At 54.7% G+C, this 17,674-nt stretch carries 13 protein-coding genes, 4 tRNA genes and 1 rRNA gene; all 18 read left to right on the top strand.

The annotated features are described in order from the left end of the window. Positions 1-2: 2 nt before the first annotated feature. The 18 genes from rrf to fusA all read left to right on the top strand — a co-directional run bounded on the left by rrf (position 3) and on the right by fusA (position 17,646). A 5S ribosomal RNA gene (gene rrf, locus QMX88_RS14020) occupies positions 3-118 on the top strand. 191 nt (positions 119-309) lie between these two features. Next, positions 310-1,266: a bifunctional biotin--[acetyl-CoA-carboxylase] ligase/biotin operon repressor BirA gene (gene birA / locus QMX88_RS14015; protein WP_282370226.1), complete on the top strand. Its 957-nt coding sequence runs from the start codon at positions 310-312 to the stop codon at positions 1,264-1,266. Positions 1,267-1,328: 62 nt separating this feature from the next. Further along, positions 1,329-1,766 carry a hypothetical protein gene (locus tag QMX88_RS14010; protein ID WP_282370224.1) on the top strand — a complete coding sequence of 146 codons (438 nt, stop codon included), beginning with the start codon at positions 1,329-1,331 and terminating at the stop codon, positions 1,764-1,766. A 142-nt stretch (positions 1,767-1,908) separates the two neighbouring features. Continuing rightward, a tRNA-Tyr gene (locus QMX88_RS14005) sits at positions 1,909-1,993 on the top strand. 27 nt (positions 1,994-2,020) lie between these two features. Then, a tRNA-Gly gene (locus tag QMX88_RS14000) sits at positions 2,021-2,094 on the top strand. A gap of 26 nt (positions 2,095-2,120) precedes the next feature. Beyond that, positions 2,121-2,196: transfer RNA gene (locus QMX88_RS13995), tRNA-Thr, on the top strand. Between the two features lie 175 nt (positions 2,197-2,371). Then, positions 2,372-2,447, top strand: a tRNA-Trp gene (locus tag QMX88_RS13990). A gap of 44 nt (positions 2,448-2,491) precedes the next feature. Then, the gene (gene secE, locus QMX88_RS13985; RefSeq protein ID WP_282370222.1) at positions 2,492-2,860 is read left to right on the top strand and encodes a preprotein translocase subunit SecE; all 369 of its coding nucleotides are present in this window, start codon (positions 2,492-2,494) and stop codon (positions 2,858-2,860) included. 9 nt (positions 2,861-2,869) lie between these two features. Then, the gene (nusG, locus tag QMX88_RS13980; protein ID WP_003317113.1) at positions 2,870-3,403 is read left to right on the top strand and encodes a transcription termination/antitermination protein NusG; all 534 of its coding nucleotides are present in this window, start codon (positions 2,870-2,872) and stop codon (positions 3,401-3,403) included. A gap of 119 nt (positions 3,404-3,522) precedes the next feature. Continuing rightward, the gene (gene rplK, locus QMX88_RS13975) at positions 3,523-3,954 is read left to right on the top strand and encodes a 50S ribosomal protein L11 (RefSeq protein ID WP_037017696.1); all 432 of its coding nucleotides are present in this window, start codon (positions 3,523-3,525) and stop codon (positions 3,952-3,954) included. Beyond that, the gene (rplA, locus tag QMX88_RS13970; protein WP_122536823.1) at positions 3,954-4,649 is read left to right on the top strand and encodes a 50S ribosomal protein L1; all 696 of its coding nucleotides are present in this window, start codon (positions 3,954-3,956) and stop codon (positions 4,647-4,649) included. The genes rplK and rplA overlap by 1 nt, the downstream gene beginning before the upstream one ends. 197 nt (positions 4,650-4,846) lie before the next feature. Continuing rightward, positions 4,847-5,347 (top strand): 50S ribosomal protein L10, encoded by a 501-nt coding sequence (rplJ, locus tag QMX88_RS13965; RefSeq protein WP_192174974.1) that lies wholly within the window; start codon positions 4,847-4,849, stop codon positions 5,345-5,347. Between the two features lie 78 nt (positions 5,348-5,425). Beyond that, positions 5,426-5,791, top strand: a complete 366-nt coding sequence (gene rplL / locus QMX88_RS13960; protein ID WP_019409897.1) for a 50S ribosomal protein L7/L12 — start codon at positions 5,426-5,428, stop codon at positions 5,789-5,791. A 221-nt stretch (positions 5,792-6,012) separates the two neighbouring features. Then, complete coding sequence (gene rpoB / locus QMX88_RS13955) at positions 6,013-10,086, top strand: DNA-directed RNA polymerase subunit beta (protein ID WP_192174975.1); 4,074 nt, start codon at positions 6,013-6,015, stop codon at positions 10,084-10,086. A gap of 63 nt (positions 10,087-10,149) precedes the next feature. Beyond that, positions 10,150-14,349 carry a DNA-directed RNA polymerase subunit beta' gene (gene rpoC, locus QMX88_RS13950; protein WP_108121483.1) on the top strand — a complete coding sequence of 1,400 codons (4,200 nt, stop codon included), beginning with the start codon at positions 10,150-10,152 and terminating at the stop codon, positions 14,347-14,349. A gap of 202 nt (positions 14,350-14,551) precedes the next feature. Then, entirely contained in the window at positions 14,552-14,923 is a 372-nt protein-coding gene (gene rpsL / locus QMX88_RS13945) for a 30S ribosomal protein S12 (RefSeq protein WP_002555494.1), read from the top strand. Positions 14,924-15,039: 116 nt separating this feature from the next. After that, a complete protein-coding gene (gene rpsG, locus QMX88_RS13940) occupies positions 15,040-15,510 on the top strand; it encodes a 30S ribosomal protein S7 (RefSeq protein ID WP_002555493.1) in 471 nt (156 codons plus the stop codon). 30 nt (positions 15,511-15,540) lie between these two features. Next, positions 15,541-17,646 carry an elongation factor G gene (fusA, locus tag QMX88_RS13935; protein WP_192174976.1) on the top strand — a complete coding sequence of 702 codons (2,106 nt, stop codon included), beginning with the start codon at positions 15,541-15,543 and terminating at the stop codon, positions 17,644-17,646. Positions 17,647-17,674 lie beyond the last annotated feature (28 nt).

Here is a 17,674-nt window from a genome sequence, read left to right as displayed (position 1 = left end):
TTCTTGACGACCATAGAGCATTGGAACCACCTGATCCCATCCCGAACTCAGCAGTGAAACGATGCATCGCCGATGGTAGTGTGGGGTTTCCCCATGTGAGAGTAGGTCATCGTCAAGATTAAATTCCGAAACCCCATTTGCGAAAGCAGATGGGGTTTTGTTTTTGCGCGCGGAAAAGCTGTTAACAACTCTCCACAGTAAAACCCACCCATCAGCAATGCTTGACTTCGCCTCGTGCCCTGAACGGCACGCTTGCGTAGGTCGGCTAGATGGCTATCATGCGCGTCTTACAACCAGGCGCTGAAATCCATGCATACGTTGCTAAAGCTACTTGGAGATGGGGCGTTTCACTCCGGCGAGGATCTGGGGCTCGCGCTGGGCGTCAGCCGAAGTGCTGTCTGGAAGAAGCTGCAGCAGGCCCAGGCTGAGCTTGGCATCGAAATTTACAAGGTGCGCGGCCGAGGTTACCGTTTGGCTTCCCCGCTTTCGTTGTTGGACAGTGAGGTGCTGATCGATGAGCACGAAAGATTGGGTTGGACATGTTGCATTCACGAAACCATCGACTCCACGAATGCCGAAGCCATGAGAATGGCAAGTTCAGGCGCAGCCCTTCCTGCTTTGGTTCTTGCAGAGCAGCAGACAGCAGGCCGCGGCAGGCGTGGGCGTCAATGGGTAAGTCCTTTTGCTGAAAACCTCTATTACAGCCTCGCTCTGCGTATGGATGGCGGTACCCGTCGGCTCGACGGTCTTAGCCTTGTCGTAGGGCTTGCAGTTGTAGATACGCTGCGAGAACTCGGTATCCATAGAGCGGGCCTAAAATGGCCTAACGACATTCTGGTTGGCCGCAAAAAACTCGCTGGAGTGCTGCTCGAGGTAACTGGCGATCTCGCTAATGTTTGCCATGTAGTTATCGGTATTGGGATCAATATCAATATGCGAGATTCCGTTGACGTCGATCAGGCTTGGACGTCGGTGGCTCTTGAGCTGGGAGATATTCAGGACAGAAACAAGGTCGCCTGCGCGCTAAGTCGAAATCTCAGTGGCTATCTTGCTGGCCATCAGGAAAGAGGATTTGCAGCGTATAGAAAAGCGTGGGAGGACAAGCATCTATGGCAAGGCCTCGCGGTCGCTCTCACCGCGGGTGCGAACACCACCCAGGGCGTTGTGAAGGGCATTGGTGACGATGGGGCGTTACGCCTGGAGGTAGATGGGCGTGAAGAGCATTTCAGCGGGGGGGAGGTGACTCTCAGGCTTCAGGGTAGTTAGGGTAGAAATCAGAGTTAGTAAGATCGGCCTGCATTCAGGTGCGTATCGTTAATGAGGTGGGTATGCCATGGACGTTTTTGTTGTTACTCATGTTGAACGGTCTGTATTTCTTCTGGCATCAGCAGGATGCGCCGCTGCGTCCTAAAGAGGTCGAGCCGCTGCTGACTCATCGAGCGTATGGCCAAAATATTCGTTTGCTGGGCGAGTCGGGAGTCGGTGGTGGTACTGCGCGTACCTCTACAGGGCAAGAGAACTGCCTCTACCTGGGGGGAACTGCCAAGCAGGCTGAAGCCGTACTTCTCGAGCAGCGTCTTGTTGCCTTAGATATCGATACTCACCTTGGAAAGCGCCTGGATCAGGAAGGCGGCGCGTACTGGCTGAAAATTGCGCCTGCTAGCCGGCGCTTGGTCAGCGAGGCTTTGATTGCCGAGCTCCGCAGGGATTTTCCCACGCTAAAAAATGAAATAATGTCATGTGAAGGCATTGCAACCGCAGATTAGTTTGAATAGAATGGCGCCCGCTTCGCAGTGCAGATCAATTGATAGGTACTGATGTAGCGATGGTCAATGCTTGTAACCTCAAGTTTTTATTGAGAAAAAGATTGACAGAAGGGTGGCATGATATAGAATGCTGCCTCGCTTAGGAGGGGTTCCCGAGCGGCCAAAGGGATCAGACTGTAAATCTGACGTCTACGACTTCGAAGGTTCGAATCCTTCCCCCTCCACCATATTTTGAGCGTAAGCAGCAAAGCTCAGCGGGTATAGTTTAGTGGTAGAACCTCAGCCTTCCAAGCTGATGATGCGGGTTCGATTCCCGCTACCCGCTCCAAGTTTTCTGGTTGTGCAATGTGTTTTGCTCTTGTAGCTCAGTTGGTAGAGCACACCCTTGGTAAGGGTGAGGTCAGCGGTTCAAATCCGCTCAAGAGCTCCATTACTAAGGCAGATATGTGAGTATCTGCCTTTGTTTTAGGGGCTACGAATACCAAGGTTTTCAAGGTCTTGGTGAGGTGGCGCCGCAGTGAGTCGACGTGCATAATCGCAGTTGTCGAGTTGCTGTTGAAATCTTCCTGTCAGGTCCGCATAATCTTCGGCCTGATTTTGCTTTTAGGTCAGTAGCTCAATTGGCAGAGCGACGGTCTCCAAAACCGTAGGTTGGGGGTTCGATTCCCTCCTGACCTGCCAGATTCTCAAAAGTATCTGGCTTTCTTTTCACAGGATTTTAGTAGATGAATCCAAAGGCTGAAGCCCAAGACTCCCGTTTTGATCTCGTGAAGTGGCTTGTAGTAGTGCTTCTGGTAGTCATGGGTGTCGTTGGAAATCAATACTACTCCGCGCAGCCAATCCTGTATCGCGTTCTTGCCCTGCTTGTGATCGCCGCCGTGGCAGCCTATGTGGCTCTGCAGACGGGGAAGGGTAAGGCGTTCTTTGTTTTGGCCAAAGAAGCTCGCGCTGAGATTCGTAAAGTCGTGTGGCCTACGCGTCAAGAGACTACCCAGACCACTTTGATCGTGGTTGCAGTGGTTCTCGTCATGGCGCTGCTGTTGTGGGGTTTAGATTCCCTGCTCGGCTGGCTTGTTTCCTTGATTGTCGGCTAAGGGTGTCCCGTGGCTAAGCGTTGGTACGTAGTGCATGCCTACTCGGGTTACGAGAAGCATGTCATGCGCTCACTGGTTGAGCGTGTAAAGCTTGCAGGCATGGAAGATGGCTTCGGCGAGATTCTGGTCCCTACTGAAGAAGTAGTGGAAATGCGTAACGGCCAGAAACGCAAAAGTGAACGCAAATTCTTCCCTGGCTATGTGCTTGTCCAGATGGACATGAACGAGGGCACTTGGCACTTGGTCAAGGATACTCCTCGTGTCATGGGTTTCATCGGTGGCACGGCAGACAAGCCGGCCCCTATTACCGATAAAGAAGCTGAGGCAATTCTGCGTCGCGTTGCTGATGGCAGCGACAAGCCGAAGCCAAAAACTCTGTTCGAGCCGGGCGAAGTCGTCCGTGTTACAGATGGTCCGTTTGCTGATTTCAACGGTACTGTCGAAGAAGTCAATTACGAAAAGAGCCGAATCCAAGTGGCGGTGCTCATTTTCGGACGCTCCACTCCGGTGGAGCTGGAGTTCAGTCAGGTCGAAAAGGCGTAACTGAGCTCAGAATCCCATACCCCGCAGCCCTGGGCTGTGGGGTTTTTTCGTCACCGGGATAAACGCGCAAGTAACCGGGGAGCCTTTCGAGGCGCTAGAACCCGTAATTGGAGTGCCTCATGGCCAAGAAGATTACCGCTTACATCAAGCTTCAAGTGAAAGCCGCTCAGGCTAACCCGAGCCCGCCTGTTGGTCCTGCACTGGGTCAGCACGGCGTGAACATCATGGAATTCTGCAAAGCGTTCAACGCCCGTACTCAGGGTATTGAGCCAGGTTTGCCGACTCCTGTGATCATCACTGTTTACAGTGACCGCAGCTTCACCTTTGAAACCAAAAGCACCCCGGCTTCGGTACTGCTGAAAAAAGCAGCTGGCTTGACCAGCGGCTCGGCTCGTCCGAACACCGTAAAAGTTGGCACTGTAACCCGTGCTCAGCTGGAAGAAATCGCCAAGGCAAAAAATGCCGACTTGACCGCTGCTGATATGGACGCCGCCGTGCGCACCATCGCCGGTTCTGCTCGTAGCATGGGCCTTAACGTGGAGGGTGTGTAATGGCTAAGCTGACTAAGCGCCAAAAAGCTATCGCTTCCAAAGTCGAAGCTGGCAAATCTTATAACTTCAACGAAGCCGCTGCTCTGCTGGCTGAGTTGTCGACAGTGAAGTTCAGCGAGTCTGTAGACGTCGCTGTGAACCTCGGTGTTGATCCTCGTAAATCCGATCAGGTCGTACGTAGCGCCACCGTGCTGCCTCACGGCACTGGCAAGACCGTTCGTGTCGCAGTATTTACTCAGGGTCCAGCTGCTGAAGCTGCTCTGGCTGCCGGCGCTGATCGTGTTGGTATGGATGATCTGGCTGCTGAAATGAAAGGCGGCGACCTGAACTATGACGTCGTGATTGCTTCCCCGGACGCAATGCGTGTTGTTGGTCAGCTGGGTCAGATCCTCGGCCCGCGCGGCCTGATGCCTAACCCTAAAGTCGGTACCGTTACTCCAGACGTAGCCACTGCCGTGAAAAACGCCAAGGCTGGTCAGGTTCGTTATCGCACCGACAAAAACGGCATTATCCATACCTCCGTTGGCAAGGTCGGCTTTGATGCAGACAAGCTGCGTGAGAACGTTGAAGCTCTGATCGCTGATCTGAAGCGTATCAAGCCAGCTTCCTCGAAAGGTATCTACGTTAAGCGCGTAACACTGAGCACCACTATGGGCCCAGGCTTGGTCATCGACCAAGGTTCGTTGGACGCGTAAGACCGGCATGGCGCGGGTAACCGCGTCATTGCGAAAATTGGGGTCCCTGCCTGGCGGGGGCTATCCAAGACCGTAGGCGGCGAAAGCCTTAAACCACAAGCCTACGCAGATGGTGCTCCCGGTTCCTTACCGAATCAGACACCAAAACGACATCCGGCTCAGGTCAGATGAAACGGTAACAAGCAGGAGTTAAACCCGTGGCAATTAAACTCGAAGACAAGAAGGCCATCGTCGCTGAAGTCAACGAGGCTGCCAAAGTCGCTCTGTCTGCTGTTGTGGCTGATGCCCGCGGTGTGACGGTAGGCGCGATGACCGGACTCCGTAAAGAGGCTCGTGAAGCTGGCGTTTATGTACGTGTCGTACGTAACACCCTGCTCAAGCGCGCCGTTGCTGACACTGAATACAGTGTCCTCAACGATGTGTTCACCGGCCCGACCTTGATCGCCTTCTCCAACGAACATCCAGGTGCTGCTGCCCGTTTGTTCAAAGAGTTCGCTAAAGGTCAGGATAAGTTCGAGATCAAGGCAGCTGCGTTTGAGGGCAAGTACCTCGCAGCTAATCAGATCGACGTACTGGCTACACTGCCGACCCGCAACGAAGCGATTTCGCAGCTGATGAGCGTGATTCAAGGCGCTACCAGCAAGCTCGCTCGTACTCTGGCGGCTATTCGCGAACAGAAAGAAGCCGCTGCAGCCTAAGGGCCGGCACTTCTTCTCGCGTATTTTTGTTTATTTCGATGGTCGCGTAGGCCGTCCCCCAATTCAGGAATTAGAGTCATGTCTATCTCTCAAGACGATATCCTCAACGCCGTAGCTGAAATGTCCGTTCTGCAGGTTGTAGAGCTGATCAAAGCATTCGAAGAAAAATTCGGTGTTAGCGCTGCTGCTGCTTCCGCTGGTCCAGCTGCTGCTGCCGCCGTTGTTGAAGAGCAAACTGAATTCAACGTCATGCTGCTGGAAGCTGGCGAGAAGAAAGTTAACGTTATTAAGGCAGTTCGTGAACTGACCGGTCTGGGCCTGAAAGAAGCCAAGGCAGTCGTTGACGGCGCTCCAGCAATGGTTCTGGAAGCAGTAGCTAAAGACGCTGCTGACAAAGCCAAGGCTACTCTGGAAGAAGCAGGCGCTAAAGTCGAGCTGAAGTAAGCATCGACTTTGCGTTTCCAGCCCAAGCGTTAAGCGAAAGGCTGATGGCTGGTGGCTTCTGCCACCGGCCTTTTTCCGTTGTTGGCAGCTGATTCGGTTAGCGCTGATTACGTGATCTACCCACCTCGAACGGTGGCGCGAACCATGGGGTTCGCAAGATTTTTCTGGCTGCTCCCGTCGGGAGGAGCCAAACAAGCAGGTGACCAAGCTGGGGAACGCTGATGGCTTACTCATATACTGAGAAAAAACGTATCCGCAAGGACTTTAGCAAGTTGCCGGACGTCATGGATGTGCCTTACCTCCTGGCCATCCAGCTGGATTCGTATCGTGAATTCTTGCAAGCGGGAGCGACTAAAGATCAGTTCCGCGACGTGGGCCTGCATGCGGCCTTCAAATCTGTTTTCCCGATCATCAGCTACTCCGGCAATGCTGCTCTGGAGTATGTGGGTTATCGTCTGGGCGAACCGGCTTTTGATGTCAAGGAATGCGTGCTCCGCGGTGTGACATACGCCGTACCTTTGCGGGTAAAAGTACGTCTGATCATTTTCGACAAAGAATCGTCGAACAAAGCGATCAAGGACATCAAAGAGCAAGAAGTCTATATGGGTGAAATCCCCCTGATGACTGAAAACGGTACCTTCGTTATCAACGGTACCGAGCGTGTGATCGTTTCCCAGCTGCACCGTTCCCCGGGCGTGTTCTTTGACCATGACCGCGGCAAGACGCACAGTTCGGGCAAGCTGTTGTATTCGGCTCGCATCATTCCTTACCGTGGTTCGTGGCTGGACTTCGAATTCGATCCGAAAGACTGTGTCTTCGTTCGTATCGACCGTCGCCGCAAACTCCCTGCATCGGTTCTGCTCCGTGCATTGGGTTACACCACTGAAGAAGTGTTGGATGCTTTCTACACCACCAACGTATTCCACGTTCAGGGCGAGAACCTGAATCTGGAGTTGGTGCCTCAGCGCCTGCGTGGCGAAATTGCCGTTCTGGATATTCTGGACGACAAGGGCAAGGTGATTGTTGAGCAAGGCCGTCGTATTACGGCCCGTCACATCAACCAGCTCGAAAAAGCGAACATCAAGACCCTTGAGGTTCCGCTCGACTACGTTATTGGCCGCACCAGCGCCAAGGCGATCGTGCACCCAGCGACAGGTGAGATCATTGCCGAGTGCAATACCGAGCTGAATACCGAGATCCTGGCAAAAATTGCCAAGGCTCAGGTTGTTCGCATCGAGACGCTGTACACGAACGACATCGACTGCGGTCCTTTCATCTCCGACACCCTGAAGATCGATTCGACCGGCAACCAGCTTGAAGCCCTGGTCGAAATCTATCGGATGATGCGTCCTGGCGAGCCACCTACCAAGGATGCCGCCGAGACCTTGTTTAACAACCTGTTCTTCAGCCCAGAGCGCTACGATCTGTCGGCTGTAGGTCGGATGAAGTTCAACCGTCGTATCGGTCGTACCGAGATCGAAGGTTCGGGCGTCCTGCACAAAGACGACATCGTTGCAGTGCTGAAGACTCTGGTCGACATCCGCAATGGTAAAGGCATCGTCGATGACATCGATCACCTCGGTAACCGTCGCGTTCGTTGCGTAGGCGAGATGGCCGAGAACCAGTTCCGTGTAGGTCTGGTGCGTGTCGAGCGTGCGGTTAAAGAGCGTCTGTCGATGGCAGAAAGCGAAGGCCTGATGCCTCAGGACCTGATCAACGCCAAGCCTGTTGCGGCGGCGGTGAAAGAGTTCTTCGGTTCCAGCCAGCTTTCCCAGTTCATGGACCAGAACAACCCGCTGTCCGAGATCACTCACAAGCGTCGTGTCTCTGCACTCGGCCCTGGTGGTCTGACGCGTGAGCGTGCCGGCTTTGAAGTTCGTGACGTACACCCGACTCACTACGGTCGTGTATGCCCGATTGAAACGCCGGAAGGTCCGAACATTGGTCTGATCAACTCCTTGGCGGCATACGCGCGCACCAACCAGTACGGCTTCCTCGAGAGCCCGTACCGTGTGGTTAAGGACGCTCTGGTAACTGACGAAATCGTTTTCCTCTCAGCTATTGAGGAAGCGGATCACGTCATTGCCCAGGCTTCTGCGGCAATGAACGACAAGAAGATCCTGATCGACGAGTTGGTTGCTGTTCGTCACTTGAACGAGTTCACCGTCAAGGCGCCGGAAGACGTCACCCTGATGGATGTCTCGCCGAAGCAGGTTGTTTCCGTTGCAGCATCGCTAATCCCGTTCCTTGAGCACGACGACGCCAACCGTGCGTTGATGGGTTCCAACATGCAGCGTCAGGCTGTTCCAACACTGCGCGCTGACAAGCCGCTGGTTGGTACTGGCATGGAGCGTAACGTTGCGCGTGACTCCGGCGTTTGCGTCGTGGCCCGTCGTGGCGGCGTGATTGACTCGGTTGACGCTAGCCGTATCGTGGTTCGTGTTGCAGATGACGAAGTTGAGACAGGCGAAGCCGGTGTCGACATCTACAACCTGACCAAATACACACGTTCGAACCAAAACACCTGCATCAACCAGCGCCCGCTGGTGAGCAAGGGTGATCGCGTTCAGCGTAGCGACATCATGGCTGACGGCCCGTCCACCGATATGGGTGAGCTGGCACTGGGTCAGAACATGCGCATCGCGTTCATGGCGTGGAACGGCTTCAACTTCGAAGACTCCATTTGCCTGTCCGAGCGTGTTGTCCAGGAAGACCGCTTCACCACGATCCACATTCAGGAACTGACCTGTGTGGCGCGTGATACCAAGCTTGGGCCTGAAGAGATCACTGCTGACATCCCTAACGTGGGTGAAGCAGCACTTAACAAGCTGGACGAAGCCGGTATCGTTTATGTGGGTGCGGAAGTCGGCGCTGGTGACATTCTGGTAGGTAAGGTCACTCCGAAAGGCGAGACCCAGCTGACGCCGGAAGAGAAGCTGCTGCGCGCAATCTTCGGTGAAAAAGCCAGCGACGTTAAAGACACCTCCCTGCGTGTACCTACCGGTACCAAAGGCACCGTCATTGATGTCCAGGTCTTCACGCGTGATGGCGTTGAGCGTGATGCTCGTGCGCTGTCCATCGAAAAGAGCCAGCTTGACGAGATCCGCAAGGACTTGAACGAAGAGTTCCGCATCGTTGAAGGCGCAACTTTCGAGCGTCTGCGTTCCGCGCTGGTCGGTCGTGTCGCTGAAGGTGGTGCCGGCCTGAAGAAAGGGCAGGAAATCACCAACGAAGTTCTGGACGGTCTGGAGCACGGTCAGTGGTTCAAGCTGCGCATGGTCGAAGATGCGCTAAACGAGCAGCTCGAGAAGGCCCAGGCGTACATCGTTGACCGTCGCCGTCTGCTTGACGACAAGTTCGAAGACAAGAAGCGCAAGCTTCAGCAGGGCGATGACCTTGCTCCAGGCGTGCTGAAGATCGTCAAGGTCTACCTTGCCATTCGCCGTCGCATCCAGCCGGGCGACAAGATGGCCGGTCGTCACGGTAACAAAGGTGTGGTCTCCGTGATCATGCCGGTTGAAGACATGCCGCACGATGCCAATGGCACGCCGGTGGATATCGTCCTCAACCCGTTGGGTGTACCTTCGCGTATGAACGTCGGTCAGATCCTCGAAACTCACCTGGGCCTCGCGGCTAAAGGATTGGGCGAGAAGATCAACCGCATGCTCGAAGAGCAGCGTAAAGTCGTTGAGCTGCGCAAGTTCCTGAACGAGATCTACAACGAGATTGGCGGCCGTCAGGAAAGTCTTGACGACCTGTCTGATCAGGAAATTCTGGATCTGGCGAAGAACCTGCGTGGCGGCGTTCCTATGGCTACCCCGGTATTCGACGGCGCCAAGGAATCCGAAATCAAGGCAATGCTCCGCCTGGCGGACATGCCGGACAGTGGCCAGATGCAGCTGTTCGACGGCCGTACCGGTAACAAGTTTGAGCGTCCGGTCACCGTTGGCTACATGTACATGCTGAAGCTGAACCACTTGGTGGACGACAAGATGCACGCGCGTTCCACTGGTTCGTACAGCCTGGTCACCCAGCAGCCGCTGGGTGGTAAGGCTCAGTTCGGTGGTCAGCGTTTCGGGGAGATGGAAGTCTGGGCGCTGGAAGCATATGGCGCGGCGTACACTCTGCAAGAAATGCTCACAGTGAAGTCGGACGACGTGAACGGCCGTACCAAGATGTACAAGAACATCGTGGACGGCGATCACCGTATGGAGCCGGGCATGCCCGAGTCCTTCAACGTGTTGATCAAAGAAATCCGTTCGCTCGGTATCGATATCGATCTGGAAACCGAATAACACGTGACGCGAATCGAGGGCGGGTCGGTATGACTGCCCTCTGCTCCGCCAGGAGGAAAGGCCTTGAAAGACCTACTGAATTTGCTGAAAAACCAGGGTCAAGTCGAAGAGTTCGACGCCATCCGTATCGGATTGGCATCGCCTGAGATGATCCGTTCGTGGTCGTTCGGTGAAGTTAAAAAGCCGGAAACCATAAACTACCGTACGTTCAAACCTGAGCGTGACGGCCTTTTCTGCGCCAAGATCTTTGGCCCGGTCAAGGATTACGAGTGCCTGTGCGGTAAGTACAAGCGCTTGAAGCATCGTGGCGTTATCTGCGAAAAATGCGGCGTTGAAGTCGCACTGGCCAAAGTCCGTCGTGAGCGCATGGCTCACATCGAACTGGCATCGCCGGTTGCTCACATCTGGTTCCTGAAATCACTGCCGTCCCGTATCGGCTTGCTGATGGACATGACCCTGCGTGACATCGAACGCGTTCTCTACTTCGAGAGCTATGTCGTTATCGATCCGGGCATGACTACCCTCGAAAAAGGGCAGCTGCTTAACGACGAGCAATACTTCGAAGCCCTTGAAGAGTTCGGTGATGACTTCGACGCCCGTATGGGTGCCGAAGCTGTCCGTGAGCTGCTGCACGCTATTGATCTGGAACACGAGATTGGCCGTCTGCGCGAAGAGATTCCGCAAACCAACTCCGAAACCAAAATCAAGAAGCTGTCCAAACGTCTGAAGTTGATGGAAGCCTTCCAGGGTTCCGGCAACCTTCCAGAGTGGATGGTGTTGACCGTTCTGCCGGTTCTTCCGCCAGACCTGCGTCCACTGGTTCCACTGGATGGTGGTCGCTTCGCGACTTCTGACCTCAACGATCTGTATCGTCGGGTGATCAACCGTAACAACCGTTTGAAGCGTCTGCTGGATCTGTCTGCTCCTGACATCATCGTGCGCAACGAAAAGCGCATGCTGCAGGAAGCTGTGGATGCGCTGCTTGATAACGGTCGTCGCGGTCGCGCCATCACTGGTTCGAACAAGCGTCCTCTGAAATCCCTGGCTGACATGATCAAGGGTAAGCAGGGTCGTTTCCGTCAGAACTTGCTTGGTAAGCGTGTTGACTACTCTGGCCGTTCGGTAATTACAGTAGGTCCGACCCTGCGTCTGCACCAGTGCGGTCTGCCGAAGAAGATGGCACTTGAGCTGTTCAAGCCATTCATTTTCGGCAAGCTCGAAATGCGTGGTCTCGCGACCACCATCAAAGCTGCCAAGAAGATGGTTGAGCGCGAGCTGCCAGAAGTCTGGGACGTTCTCGCCGAAGTCATTCGCGAACACCCAGTGCTTCTGAACCGGGCGCCGACGCTTCACCGTCTGGGCATCCAGGCGTTTGAGCCGGTCCTCATCGAAGGTAAGGCAATCCAGCTGCACCCGCTGGTCTGTGCGGCATACAACGCCGACTTCGACGGTGACCAGATGGCCGTTCACGTGCCGCTGACGCTGGAAGCCCAGCTCGAAGCCCGTGCGCTGATGATGTCGACCAACAACATTCTGTCGCCTGCTAACGGTGAGCCAATCATCGTTCCTTCGCAGGACGTTGTATTGGGTCTGTACTACATGACTCGTGAAGCGATCAACGCCAAAGGCGAAGGTCGTGTATTCGCGGATCTGCAGGAAGTTGACCGTGTGTTCCGTGCCGGCGAAGCCGCACTGCATGCGAAAGTAAAAGTGCGCATCAACGAAACGGTCAATGATCGTGACGGTGGCAGCGTCAAGAACACCCGTATCGTCGACACAACCGTCGGCCGTGCGCTGCTGTTCCAGGTGGTCCCGGCCGGCCTGTCATACGACGTCGTCAACCAGCCGATGAAGAAGAAGGCAATCTCCAAGCTGATCAACCAGTGCTATCGCGTGGTTGGCCTGAAAGAGACCGTTATCTTCGCTGACCAGTTGATGTACACCGGTTTCGCCTATTCGACGATCTCGGGTGTTTCCATCGGCGTTAACGACTTCGTTATCCCTGATGAAAAAGCTCGCATCATCGACGCCGCAACCGATGAAGTGAAAGAGATCGAAAGTCAGTACGCCTCAGGCCTGGTTACTCAGGGCGAGAAGTACAACAAGGTGATCGACCTCTGGTCCAAGGCCAACGATGAAGTCTCGAAGGCGATGATGTCCAACCTCTCGAAAGAGAAGGTTGTCGACCGTCACGGTGAGACTGTTGACCAGGAATCCTTCAACTCGATGTATATGATGGCCGACTCGGGTGCGCGGGGTTCCGCAGCACAGATTCGTCAGCTGGCAGGTATGCGTGGTCTGATGGCCAAGCCGGATGGCTCGATCATCGAGACGCCGATCACTGCGAACTTCCGCGAAGGTTTGAGCGTTCTTCAGTACTTCATCTCGACTCACGGTGCTCGTAAGGGTCTTGCGGATACTGCGTTGAAAACCGCGAACTCCGGTTACCTGACTCGTCGTCTGGTAGACGTGGCACAAGATCTGGTTGTTACCGAGGTTGATTGCGGTACTGAACACGGTCTGGTAATGACGCCGCACATCGAAGGCGGTGATGTCGTAGAGCCGTTGGGCGAACGCGTATTGGGTCGAGTGATCGCCCGTGACGTATTCAAGCCTGGTACTGAAGATGTCATCGTTCCAGGCGGCACGCTGGTTGACGAGAAGTGGGTTGAATTCATCGAGCTGAATAGCATCGACGAAGTCATCGTGCGTTCCCCAATCAGCTGCGAAACCCGTTTCGGTATTTGCGCCAAATGCTACGGCCGAGATCTGGCACGTGGTCACCAGGTGAACATCGGTGAAGCTGTCGGCGTTATCGCCGCGCAGTCGATCGGTGAGCCGGGTACCCAGCTGACCATGCGTACATTCCACATCGGTGGTGCGGCAAGCCGTACTTCTGCTGCGGACAGTGTCCAGGTCAAGAACGGCGGTATCGTTCGTCTGCACAACTTGAAGCACGTTGAGCGTCTTGATGGCCACTTGGTCGCGGTTTCGCGTTCTGGTGAGCTGGCAATTGCCGACGAATTCGGGCGTGAGCGCGAGCGTTACAAACTGCCGTATGGCGCTGTGATTCTGGTGAAGGAAGGTGACAAGGTCGACGCAGGGTCCATCGTGGCCAAGTGGGATCCGCACACTCACCCAATCGTCACCGAGATGAAAGGCACCGTGACCTACGTGGGCATGGAAGAAGGTATTACGATCAAGCGCCAGACCGACGAATTGACCGGTTTGACCAACATCGAAGTACTGGATGCCAAAGACCGTCCTGCAGCAGGTAAAGACATTCGTCCTGCGGTCAAGATGGTTGGTGTTGATGGCAAGGATCTGTTGTTGCCGGGTACCGACGTACCCGCTCAGTACTTCCTGCCGGCAAACGCCCTCGTCGGTGTTGCGGATGGTGTGCAAGTGGGTGTGGGTGACGTTATCGCCCGTATTCCGCAAGAGACCTCCAAGACTCGCGACATCACCGGTGGTCTGCCGCGCGTTGCCGACTTGTTCGAAGCGCGTCGTCCGAAAGAAGCATCGATCCTGGCTGAAGTCAGCGGTACGATCGCGTTCGGTAAAGAGACCAAGGGCAAGCGCCGTCTGGTTATCACGCCAAACGATGGTACCGATCCGTACGAGGAGCTGATTCCAAAGTGGCGTCACCTCAACGTCTTTGAAGGTGAGCAGGTCAGCCGTGGTGAGGTTATCTCCGACGGTCCTAGCGATCCGCACGATATCCTGCGTCTGCTGGGTGTCAGCGCTCTGGCGAAATACATCGTCAACGAGATTCAGGACGTTTACCGCCTGCAAGGCGTGAAGATCAACGACAAGCATATCGAGACGATCCTTCGTCAGATGCTGCGTAAAGTCGAGATCGCTGAGTCGGGCGACTCCAGCTTCATCAAGGGCGACCAGATGGAGTTGACGCACGTACTGGTTGAAAACGAGCGCTTGGCGGCTGACGAGAAATTTGTTTCCAAATTTACTCGGGTGTTGCTCGGTATCACCAAGGCCTCGCTGTCCACCGAATCGTTCATCTCGGCGGCCTCCTTCCAGGAGACCACTCGCGTGTTGACCGAAGCGGCAGTGACCGGCAAGCGTGATTATCTGCGCGGCCTGAAAGAAAACGTGGTTGTGGGTCGTTTGATCCCTGCAGGTACCGGTCTGGCATATCACAGCGAGCGCAAGCGTCGTCGTGAAGCCGACAAGCCGATGCGTGTAAGTGCGAGCGAAGTTGAAGCCGCGCTGACCGAAGCGTTGAACTCAAGCAGTAATTGAGAGTAGGGCCCCGATTTTCATGGTCATTGGCATTACCCGGTTTCTATGGGTTGCCAGTGGCTGTGGACATCGGGGCTTTGCCTTGACTGGGGGCAGGATCCTCTTTAGACTCTTGTACCCCTAAATCTGGCGGGACGTATGTCCTGCCATTTTGCTTTTCTTGTAAGACAATAGCGTCGCAAGACAACAGTGGAGCTAGTAGATGGCAACTATCAACCAGCTGGTACGTCAGCCGCGTAAGCGTATCGTCGAGAAATCCGACGTGCCTGCGCTGCAGAACTGCCCGCAGCGTCGTGGTGTGTGCACTCGCGTGTATACAACTACGCCGAAAAAACCTAACTCGGCATTGCGTAAAGTCTGCCGTGTGCGTCTGACCAACGGTTTCGAGGTTTCCTCGTACATCGGTGGTGAAGGCCACAACCTGCAAGAGCACAGCGTCGTACTGATTCGCGGCGGCCGTGTAAAAGACTTGCCAGGTGTTCGTTACCACACCGTTCGCGGGTCGTTGGATACCTCCGGTGTCAAAGGTCGTAACCAGGGTCGTTCGAAGTACGGTACCAAGAAGCCTAAGTAGTAGCGGCTTTTTGTAAAAATTGAATCATCTTATTTTCTGAGTCGATAAGAGTAAGGTCGGAGGCGCCAGTAGGTGCTGATTCCGAGCGAACCTGAAGACCGTTTGAGGGCTTATCCATGCCAAGAAGACGCGTAGCAGCCAAGCGCGAAGTGCTTGACGATCCAAAATACGGCAGCCAGATCCTGGCCAAGTTCATGAACCACGTTATGGAAAGCGGCAAGAAAGCCGTTGCCGAGCGTATCGTTTATGGCGCGCTGGAAAAGGTTAAAGAACGCAAGAACTCCGATCCCCTGGAAATCTTCGAGAAAGCTCTCGACGCCATCGCTCCGCTGGTCGAAGTGAAGTCGCGCCGTGTAGGCGGTGCTACTTACCAGGTTCCGGTCGAAGTTCGTCCGTCCCGTCGTAATGCTCTGGCAATGCGTTGGCTGGTAGACTTCGCGCGCAAGCGCGGTGAGAAGTCTATGGCTCTGCGTTTGGCTGGCGAACTGTTGGACGCCGCCGAAGGTAAAGGTGCTGCGGTCAAGAAGCGTGAAGACGTGCACCGTATGGCTGAAGCCAACAAAGCTTTCTCGCACTACCGCTTCTAATTTCAGCGTCACTAATTTTGCGAGGGCTTTATGGCTCGTACTACACCGATCAACCGTTACCGTAACATTGGTATCGTTGCTCACGTGGATGCTGGTAAAACCACCACCACCGAGCGCGTCCTTTTTTACACCGGTAAAAGCCACAAGATGGGCGAGGTGCATGACGGCGCCGCGACCACCGACTGGATGGTTCAGGAGCAGGAGCGTGGTATTACCATTACTTCTGCTGCTATTACTGCCTTTTGGCAGGGTTCCGAGAAGCAACACAAAGACCAATACCGCTTCAACGTCATTGACACCCCGGGCCACGTAGACTTCACCATTGAAGTTGAGCGTTCCCTGCGTGTACTCGACGGCGCGGTCGTTGTGTTCTGTGGTACTTCTGGCGTTGAGCCTCAGTCCGAAACTGTATGGCGTCAAGCCAACAAGTACGGTGTTCCACGTATCGTTTACGTGAACAAAATGGACCGTGCTGGCGCAAACTTCCTGCGCGTAATTGCGCAGATCAAGCAGCGTCTGGGTCACACTCCGGTGCCGATCCAGCTGGCAATTGGTGCTGAAGACAACTTCCAGGGTCAGATCGATCTGATGTCCATGGAAGCGGTCTACTGGAACGATGCCGATAAGGGTATGGTCCCGGTTCGCAAACCTATCCCTGCTGAATTGCAGGAACTGGCTAACGAATGGCGCAGCAACATGGTAGAGGCTGCGGCCGAAGCCAATGAAGAGCTGATGAACAAGTACCTTGAGGGTGAAGAACTCACCAACGAGGAAATCAAGGCTGCTCTGCGTCAGCGTACTATCGCTGGTGAGATCGTTCTTGCTGTTTGCGGTTCATCCTTCAAGAACAAGGGTGTCCCCCTGGTTCTCGACGCCGTTATCGACTACCTGCCAGCTCCAGTCGACATTCCTGCTATCAAGGGCACCAACCCTGATAACGAAGAAGAAGAGATGGAGCGTCACGCAGACGACAACGAGCCGTTCTCGGCTCTGGCGTTCAAGATCGCTACCGACCCATTCGTGGGTACCTTGACGTTCGTCCGTGTTTACTCGGGCGTGTTGGCATCCGGCGACGGCGTGATCAACTCGGTCAAGGGCAAAAAAGAGCGCGTGGGTCGTATGGTGCAAATGCACGCAAACGCTCGCGAAGAGATCAAGGAAGTACGCGCTGGTGACATCGCGGCCTTGATCGGCATGAAGGACGTCACCACTGGTGAAACCTTGTGCAACGCTGACAAGCCAATCATCCTGGTTCGGATGGACTTCCCGGAGCCGGTTATTTCGGTTGCCGTAGAGCCTAAAACCAAGGATGACCAGGAAAAAATGGGTATCGCACTGGGCAAACTTGCTCAGGAAGACCCGTCTTTCCGCGTCAAAACTGATGAAGAGACTGGTCAGACGATCATCTCTGGCATGGGCGAGCTGCACCTGGACATCCTGGTTGACCGGATGCGCCGTGAGTTCAACGTCGAAGCCAACATCGGTAAGCCTCAGGTTTCGTATCGTGAGCGCATCACGAAGAACTGTGAAATCGAAGGCAAGTTCGTTCGCCAGTCCGGCGGTCGTGGTCAGTTCGGCCACTGCTGGATCCGTTTTGCCCCTGCTGACGAAGGTCAGGAAGGTCTGCAATTCGTGAACGAAGTAGTGGGTGGTGTGGTTCCTAAGGAATACATCCCGGCTATCCAGAAGGGCATCGAAGAGCAGATGAAGAACGGCGTTGTTGCCGGCTATCCGCTGATCGGCCTGAAGGCTACCGTGTTTGATGGTTCTTACCACGACGTCGACTCGAACGAGATGGCGTTTAAGGTGGCTGCTTCCATGGCGACCAAGCAACTGGCCCAGAAGGGCGGTGGTGAGTTGCTTGAGCCGATCATGGCTGTAGAGGTTGTTACGCCTGAAGACTATATGGGTGACGTGATGGGCGACCTTAATCGTCGTCGCGGCATGATCCTGGGTATGGAAGATACGGTCTCCGGCAAGGTAATTCGTGCCGAGGTTCCGTTGGGTGAGATGTTCGGTTATGCGACCGACGTTCGCTCCATGTCCCAAGGTCGCGCAAGCTACTCTATGGAATTCAAAAAATACAATACAGCTCCGTCGCACATCGTCGAAACTGTAACCAAAAAACAAGGCTGATTCAGCGCCTTTAGGCTAGGAGTTATTT

This window comes from Pseudomonas sp. PS02290, from assembly GCF_029960075.1.
Taxonomy (GTDB): Bacteria; Pseudomonadota; Gammaproteobacteria; order Pseudomonadales; family Pseudomonadaceae; genus Aquipseudomonas.
The sequence above is the reverse complement of the archived record's forward strand: the minus strand, read 5'-3'. Positions and strand labels throughout refer to the sequence as shown.